This is a genomic window from Candidatus Methylomirabilota bacterium, assembly GCA_036002485.1.
Taxonomy (GTDB): domain Bacteria; phylum Methylomirabilota; class Methylomirabilia; order Rokubacteriales; family CSP1-6; genus AR37.
In genome coordinates, this window is record DASYTI010000047.1 from 1 (window position 1) to 7412 (window position 7412).

The following is a 7412-nucleotide window of genomic DNA, read 5'->3' on the forward strand; positions in this document are numbered from 1 at the left end:
GAGCCTCGATCTCGGGCGCGGCGAGATCCTGGCCCTCATCGGGCCGAACGGCGCTGGCAAGTCGACGGCCTTCAACGTGATCACGGGCTTCCAGATTCCGGATGCGGGTCGCGTCGGCTTCGACGGGCAGGACATCACGACAATGGCGCCTTACCGGATCGCCGAGCTCGGGCTCGTGCGCATGTTCCAGCGGACCAGTATTTTCCCCGAAGCCCCCGCCCTCGACAATGTGCTGACGGCCTGCCATCGTCTCGCGCATAGACGCCTCTGGGAGCTTGTGCTGATGACGAGTGGGTACCGTCGTGAAGAGGAACACGTGCGCGCGCGCGCGCGAGCCATCCTCCACTTCGTCGGGCTCGACCACAAGGCGGAGGAGGCCGCGAAGAACCTCTCCTGCGGCGACCAGCGGCTGCTGGGTCTGGCCATCGCCCTGGCCCCCGACCCGTCCGCGTTGCTCCTGGACGAGCCGGCGGCGGGGCTCAATGCCGTCGAGACCGAGCGGCTCATGCGGTTGATCGAAGGCATACGGGGCCGGGGACTCTCCGTGCTCCTCGTCGAGCACGACATGAAGCTCGTCATGGGCCTCTGCGATCGGGTCGTCGTGCTCAACTATGGCCAGAAGATCGCCGAAGGCACGCCGGCCGAGATCCAGAGGCATCCCGAAGTGATCCGAGCGTACCTGGGCTCCGGAGAGATCTTTGCTCACTCTTGACGGCATCTCGGTCGCCTATGGCGCGGTGGAAGTGCTGCACGGGGTGAGCCTCCGCGTGGAGGCAGGCGAGCTCGTCTGCCTGCTCGGCGCCAATGGCGCCGGCAAGAGCACCACGGTGCGCGCGATCTCGGGGCTGCTCCGCCCGACGGCCGGCCGCATCAGCTTTCTGGGCGAGCGTCTCGACGGCCGGCCGGCGCATGCCGTGCTCGAGCGGGGCATAGCCCAGTGCCCGGAGGGACGCCGCATCTTCCCGGAGATGACCGTGCTCGAAAACCTGGGAATGGGCGCCTATGTCCGCGGCGGGCAGGGCGCGCGGCCCGAGGATCTCGAGCGCGTCTTTCATCACTTCCCGCGCTTGAAGGAGCGGCTCGGGCAGCTCGGGGGCACTCTCTCGGGCGGCGAGCAGCAGATGCTGGCCATCGCCCGCGCCCTCATGTCGGCTCCCAAGCTCCTGCTCCTGGACGAGCCGTCGCTGGGGCTGGCGCCGACCATGGTGGCCACGGTCTTTCAGGTCATCCACGAGATCCGCCGCCAGGGCGTGACCGTGCTCATGGTGGAGCAGAATGCCGCCCTGGCCCTTCAGATGGCGGACCGCGCCTACGTGATGGAAAGTGGATGCATCGCGCTCGAGGGCCCGGCCAAGGATCTCCTGCACAATGCCGAGGTCCGGCGCGCGTATCTCGGAGGCTAGCTCGGACTATGCGAGAAGACATGCCGCCGTGGGCACATCTGCCCCCTCACCCTGCCCTCTCCCCCGAGACGGGGGCGAGGGATATATACAGGCCTGAATTCTCTTCTTTGGATCCCTCTCCCCCATCGGGGGAGAGGGCCGCAGTTCGAGCTGAGCGGCGCAGCCGCGAGGCGAGGGCTGAGTAAATGAGGGGGCCAGGAAGCGGCTCGTGAATGATGCGCGCCAGGAGGCAGAAATGGTCAGGACGGGGGCGGAGTACATCGCGAGTCTCAGGGACGATCGCACGGTGTACATGCATGGCGAGCGCGTGCCGGACGTCACCGAGCACCCGGCGCTCTTGGGCGCGATCCGGAGCATCGCGGGCCTGTACGACCTCGCGGCGGCGTCCGAAAACCGGGACGTCATGACCTTCCCGTCACCAGCCACGGGCCAGCCGGTCAACATGTCCTTCCTGATGCCCCGGACGCCCGAGGATCTCGCGGCGCGCCGGCGGGCGCACCGCCTGTGGGCGGATGCCACCTTCGGGCTCATGGGTCGCTCGCCCGACCACGTGGCGGGCTTCATGACGGGCTTCGCCCTCTGCCCCGACCTCTTCGCGCGCGATGCCCAGCGTTTCGGCGACCATGTCGTGCGGCAGCACGCTTATCTTCGCGATCACGATCTCTACGCGGCCTATGTCATCATCCCGCCCCACATCGACCGCTCGAAGCCGGCGCACCAGCAGGAAGATCCGCACCTCTACGCTGGGGTGGTGGAGGAGCGAGGCGACGGCATCGTCATCACGGGCGCCCAGACCCTCGGGACGGGGGCCGCGATCTCCAACGAGATCTTCGTGAGCTCGATCGTGCCGCTCGGGCCGGGCGACGAGAACTACGCCCTCTCGCTGACGGTCCCGACGGCCTCCCCGGGCTTGCGCATGATCGTCCGCCGCCCCTATGCCGAGACCGCGCCCAGCGTCTATGACTACCCGTTGTCCTCGCGCTTCGACGAGACCGACGCGCTCGTGGTCTTCGACCGCGTGTTCGTGCCGTGGGAGCGCGTGTTCGTGTACAAGAACACCGCGCTCACCCGCGCCCAGTTCTACGAGACGCCCGCGCACGTGCTCGGCAATCACCAGGCGCAGATCCGCTTCGCCAGCAAGGCGCAGTTCCTGGCCGGCCTCGCCCTTCGTATCGCCGAGTCCATCGGCGTGGACAAGACCCCGCAGACCCAGACCATGCTGGGCGAGCTGGCAAGCTACTGCGCCATGTCGGCCGGGCTCGTCCTGGCCTCGGAGGCCGAGTGCGTCAGAGATCCTCGCGGCTTCGTCTCGCCGAGCCCGACCTATCTCTACGCGAACAACTGGCTCCAGGCGACGTACTACCAGACCATGCTGACCTATCTGAGAGAGCTGGCGGGCAGCGGGCTCCTCCAGGTGCCGGCCTCGTACAAGGATTACCTCAACCCGGAGATCGCCGGCGACCTCGAGCGCTACGTCCGCTCACCCGGGCTCAAATCCGTCGAGCGGACCAAGCTCTACAAGCTCGCCTGGGATCTCGTCGGCTCGGAGTTCGCGGGACGCCACCAGCAGTACGAGCTCTTCTACGCCGGGGCGCGCGGGCAGACGACGTCTATCCGGGCCTATCGCGCCTTCGACTTCGGCGCGGCGCGCGCCATGGTCGAGCGCTGCCTGGCGGGCTATGACCTGCCCGCCGCGCCGCCCGGCGACTGATCCGCGCCACCGCCATGATCAAGGACCGGCTCCTCGACGAGCTCAAGGCGAGGCAGGCAGATCTCTACGCCCTCTGCTCACGGCTGGTCCAGATTCCCAGCGAAAATCCGCCCGGCGATACCACCAAGCTCGCGGCCTTCATCCGCGACTACCTCGTCTCGCGCGGCATCGAGCCCGAGTGGCACGAGCCCATGGCGGGCCGACCCAATCTGGTGGCCAGCCTGGGGAGCGGCGGCCCCCGCGTCGTCCTGGCCGGCCATCTCGACGAGTTCCCGGCGGGGCAAGGATGGACCCGCCCGCCCTTCTCGGGCGCCGTCGAAGACGGACGGATCTGGGGACGCGGCGCGGGGGACATGAAGGCCGGGCTGGCCGTGGCCCTCACCATTGCCTCGCTGCTTCGCGGGATGGATGTGCCGCTCCGGGGGACGCTGACCCTCGCCTTCGCCTCGGACGAGGAGACGGGCGGGGTGTGGGGGACGCAATGGCTGCTCGCCAATGTCCCGGCCGTCCATGGCGTCGCCTGCCTCATCGGCGAATCGTCGGGCACCTGGTCGGCGGGCATAGGCGAGAAGGGGGTGCTCTGGCTCCGCCTGCGCGCGTCAGGGATCTCGGGCCATGCCGCGTATCGCCAGGGCACGAGCGCCATCGTCAGTCTGCGCGCGGCCCTCCGCGCTCTCGATCGCCTTCACGGCCGGCGCGGAAAGCCTCATGCCTCGATCGCTCAGGTGATGAGCCGTCAACGGCAGGCGGCGGAGCGTCGATGGGGTCCGGGGACGGGACGTCTCGCGAGCCGGCTCGCCGTCAGCGTGGGGACCTTGGAGGGCGGCGGGCAGGTGAATCTGATTCCGGAGTCCGCCATGGCCGAAGTGGATCTTCGCGTGCCGCCGGGACTGACCACGGCTCGCGTGGAGAAGGAAGCCCGACGGCTGATCAGGCAGGCGGCCCGCGGCGGCGTGGAGGTCGAGGTGTTCCATCACTGCGAGCCGTACGTCACCCCGCCGGATTCGCGGCTCGTCACGCTCGTGCGGGACAATGCGCGGCAGGAGAATGGTCGCCAGGTCCTGCCCGTGGTGCGCCTGGGCTATACCGACGGCCGCTTCTTTCGACGCGCGGGGATCCCCACCGTGGTCTACGGCCCCGCCGTCCACAACATGGGCGGCCCCGACGAGTCCATCGAGACGGCGGAGCTGCTGGAAGTCGCCCTCGTCCACGCGGGCGCCGTCCTCGACATGCTGGTGCCCGGAGGTCGGCGATGAGCGCGGAGTGGCGCGTGGCCGACATCAGCGTTCCCGCGGGTAAGATGATCCGTCACGGCCTCGAGCTGGTCGAGCTGCCCGACGGCACCCGGGTCAATCTGCCCCTGGCCCTGCTCAATGGCGCCCGGCCGGGCCGCACGTTCTATGTCGGCGCGGCGATTCACGGCGACGAGGCCAATGGCGTGGCCATCGTCAGCCGGCTCTTGACCTTGCTCGATCCCGCCGCGGTGGCGGGCCGGCTCATCTGCGTCCCCGTCCAGAACCCGCTCGCCTTCCAGGTCGACCACCGCGTGCCCGTCGGGCTCTATCTCAAGACGCCGCTCGACCAGGCGCCTATCGACCCGTGGACCACCTTCCCGGGCGATCCCGCGGGCAACGTCACCGAGCGGCTCTCGCATCGCCTCTTCTCGCTTATCCAGGGATGCGACGCCGCGGTGGACATCCACACGCCCACCCGCGGCGGGCGCTATGTCCCCATCACCATCCTGCCGCATCCATCCCTGCCGGCCTATGGCCAGGCGGAGGCGCTCGGGCGCGCCTTCGGCTCGGGCTATATCATGGCGGCCGACCAGGGCATGTACGTGCGCGACGGCATCCTCTGCGTCGAGGCCACGCGGGCCGGCGTGCCGTGCTTCACCTTCGAGATCGGCGAGGGCGGCCGTGTCGAGGAGGAGGCGACGGAGACGGGCCTGCGCTGCGTGCTGAATGTCATGCGGCACCTCGGCATGCTGCCCGGCGCTCTCGAGCCGCCGCCGACCAGTATCCGGATGCGCGCCTTCCTGGGGTTCCGCGCCAACCGGGCCGGCCTGCTGATCACGGACGTGAAGCTGGGCGACAGGGTCAAAACCGGCGCAACTCTCGCGCGCATCCACAGCATCTACGGCGATCTGCTCGAGACGATCACGGCCCCCCGAGCCGGCATCTTCGTCCGCTCCACGACCTTCTCCGCCGTCGTGAGCGGCGAGCGCGTGGCCACTCTTGGGCTCGAGTAGATCGCCGGGAAGGTCGCAGGATGGTACCTTGTGCGTCTCACGATGCAGTCCACCCAGGAGGACTCTATGGCACTGAGGGAGAAGCTCGACAGTATCCGGGAGATGGCCAAGACACGGATCCCCCCCGAGGCTCGGGCGACCATGGAGCGGAGCATCGAGCAGCTTCGCGCGTCCGGGATCATGACTCGCGTGGCCAAGGTCGGCCAACCGGCCCCGGACTTCACCCTTCCCAACGCGGCCGGCCAGGAGGTGAGCCTGAAGGCGTTGCCGGCGCGAGGGCCGGTCGTCCTGTCGTTCTACCGTGGCCGCTGGTGACCATACTGCAACGCAGAGCTGGAGGCTCTGCAGCAGGCCCTGCCCGAGATCACGGCTGCTGGGGCTACCCTGGTGGTCATCTCGCCCCAGGTCGCGCGCACGCCGCGTGAGACCGAAGAGCCGAAGCCGTTCTCGTTCGAGATGCTCCGTGACTTCGGCAACCGGGTGGCGGAGGCGTACGGCCTCGCCTTCACGCTTCCCGACGATCTCCAGGCCATCTATCAGAAGTTCGGCATCGACTTGCCCCGGGGCAACGGGGATGGCACCTGGCGCCTGCCTATCCCGGCCCGCTTCGTGATCGACCGCGAGGGCATCATTCGCGCGGCGGACGCCGATCCCGACTACACGCGCCGGCCGGAGCCTTCGCAGACGGTGGAGGCGCTCAAGACACTGCGAGCCTGATGGCGGTCGCGCTCAATCCGGCCTTGAACAGCTCACGCGAGGAGCGATCATGACGACCGTGCCCGAAGGACTCGACCCCCAGATCCAGACGCGTGAGATCGTCTTCGATGCCGACGTCAGCATGGTGACGCCGTTTCTCAAGATGGCCACGGTGAGTCGTGGGGGCACCGGCCATATGACCTTCGCCTGCGACGAAGGGCCGAGCCTCGGGGGCCTCGGCTCGGCCCCCACGCCGCTCATGTACTTCAGCGCCGCCCTCGCCTTCTGACTCATGACCCAGGTGTCCCGGTACGGGCACATGCTCAAGGTCACGGTGAACGGGATGCGGATGCGCGTGACCGCGCGTTACGGGGTGGAGGGCTCCGTGCTCAACGACACGATCCAGGGCCGGATGCTGGGCGCCGAGACCACCCTGGAGATCGACTCCCCAGACCCGCCCGCGCAGGTGGCCCGAGTCGTTCGCAACGCGGAGCGCGGCTGCTTCGTCATGCAGGCGCTCTTGCAGCCGGTTCCCATCACCGGGCGCACCCTGCTGAACGGCGCTCCGCTGGCCGGGTAAGAGTCGGCGAGCGTACTCGAAGCCCGGGGGGCGGCGGGATGGGCCACGTCAGGCCCTCCGCCACATGCTCCACGCGAGCGGGATCCCGCCGACGCCGATCAGCAGACCATCGATGATGCGCACGGGTTTCGGCAAGAGGGGCAGCCACAGAGCGAGGCCGATGGCGAAGACGAAGCCGGCCCAGACGGGAAGCTGCCGGCTGCGTCGTATGGCGAAGGCGAAGTTGAAGGCGCCCACCGCGAGGAATACCAGGCCGAAGAGGAGCACAATCGTCATCGGTCCGCGATAGGTCAGGGAGATCACCGGCGCCAGCCCCGTGGCCCCGTCCAGGTGAAGCTTGCCGATGACCGGCATGGTGAACGCCTCCACGCCAAGGGCCGGCAGGATGAGGGCGACTCCCATCATGCCCCACAGGAGGCCGCGGAAGGCGCGCGGCTCGGTCTCCGTGCCGACAAGGAGCGCGTAGAGCGCGAGCATGCCGCCGAGCAAGAGGACGAAGCCGAGCGTCGCGAGGTAATGAGAAAGCACCCAGGCCACGGAGGCGAAGGCCGGGCTCGCCTCCGCCATCGTCTCCTCGGGGGCGAAGATGTTCATCCGGAAAAAGGGCCGGGCGAGCGGGAAGACCATCAACAGGAGCGCGGACAGGCCAAGGCCGAGGGCCCCGAGACGGATCCGGTCGTGGTGCGCGGTCTGCATGGCCAACCTCCCTGGGTGATTGGTGGACATCACGGGCACGGCGGGAAGATGACGGGAGGGCGTGAAGCGGGTGTGTAG

Annotated in this window: 8 protein-coding genes; 7 read left to right on the top strand and 1 reads right to left on the bottom strand. The window is 68.7% G+C overall.

Translation table 11 applies throughout. The features are described from left to right. The 7 genes from VGT00_05415 to VGT00_05445 form a co-directional block, all read left to right on the top strand. Positions 1-712: ABC transporter ATP-binding protein (locus tag VGT00_05415; GenBank protein ID HEV8530832.1), on the top strand; the 712-nt coding region annotated here is incomplete at its 5' end. Next, entirely contained in the window at positions 699-1403 is a 705-nt protein-coding gene (locus VGT00_05420; protein HEV8530833.1) for an ABC transporter ATP-binding protein, read from the top strand. The genes VGT00_05415 and VGT00_05420, both read left to right, overlap by 14 nt. Before the next feature lie 235 nt (positions 1404-1638). Then, on the top strand, positions 1639-3114 hold the full coding sequence (locus tag VGT00_05425; protein ID HEV8530834.1) for a 4-hydroxyphenylacetate 3-hydroxylase N-terminal domain-containing protein: 1476 nt from the start codon (positions 1639-1641) through the stop codon (positions 3112-3114). A gap of 14 nt (positions 3115-3128) precedes the next feature. After that, positions 3129-4370 (top strand): M20/M25/M40 family metallo-hydrolase, encoded by a 1242-nt coding sequence (locus VGT00_05430; protein HEV8530835.1) that lies wholly within the window; start codon positions 3129-3131, stop codon positions 4368-4370. Further along, a complete protein-coding gene (locus VGT00_05435) occupies positions 4367-5362 on the top strand; it encodes a succinylglutamate desuccinylase/aspartoacylase family protein (protein HEV8530836.1) in 996 nt (331 codons plus the stop codon). The genes VGT00_05430 and VGT00_05435 overlap by 4 nt, the downstream gene beginning before the upstream one ends. A gap of 180 nt (positions 5363-5542) precedes the next feature. After that, complete coding sequence (locus VGT00_05440; GenBank protein HEV8530837.1) at positions 5543-6079, top strand: peroxiredoxin-like family protein; 537 nt, start codon at positions 5543-5545, stop codon at positions 6077-6079. Between the two features lie 49 nt (positions 6080-6128). Beyond that, entirely contained in the window at positions 6129-6638 is a 510-nt protein-coding gene (locus tag VGT00_05445; protein HEV8530838.1) for an OsmC family protein, read from the top strand. Positions 6639-6686: 48 nt separating this feature from the next. Here VGT00_05445 and VGT00_05450 read toward each other — a convergent pair. After that, on the bottom strand, positions 6687-7412 hold a 726-nt coding region (locus VGT00_05450), incomplete at its 5' end, for a hypothetical protein (GenBank protein HEV8530839.1).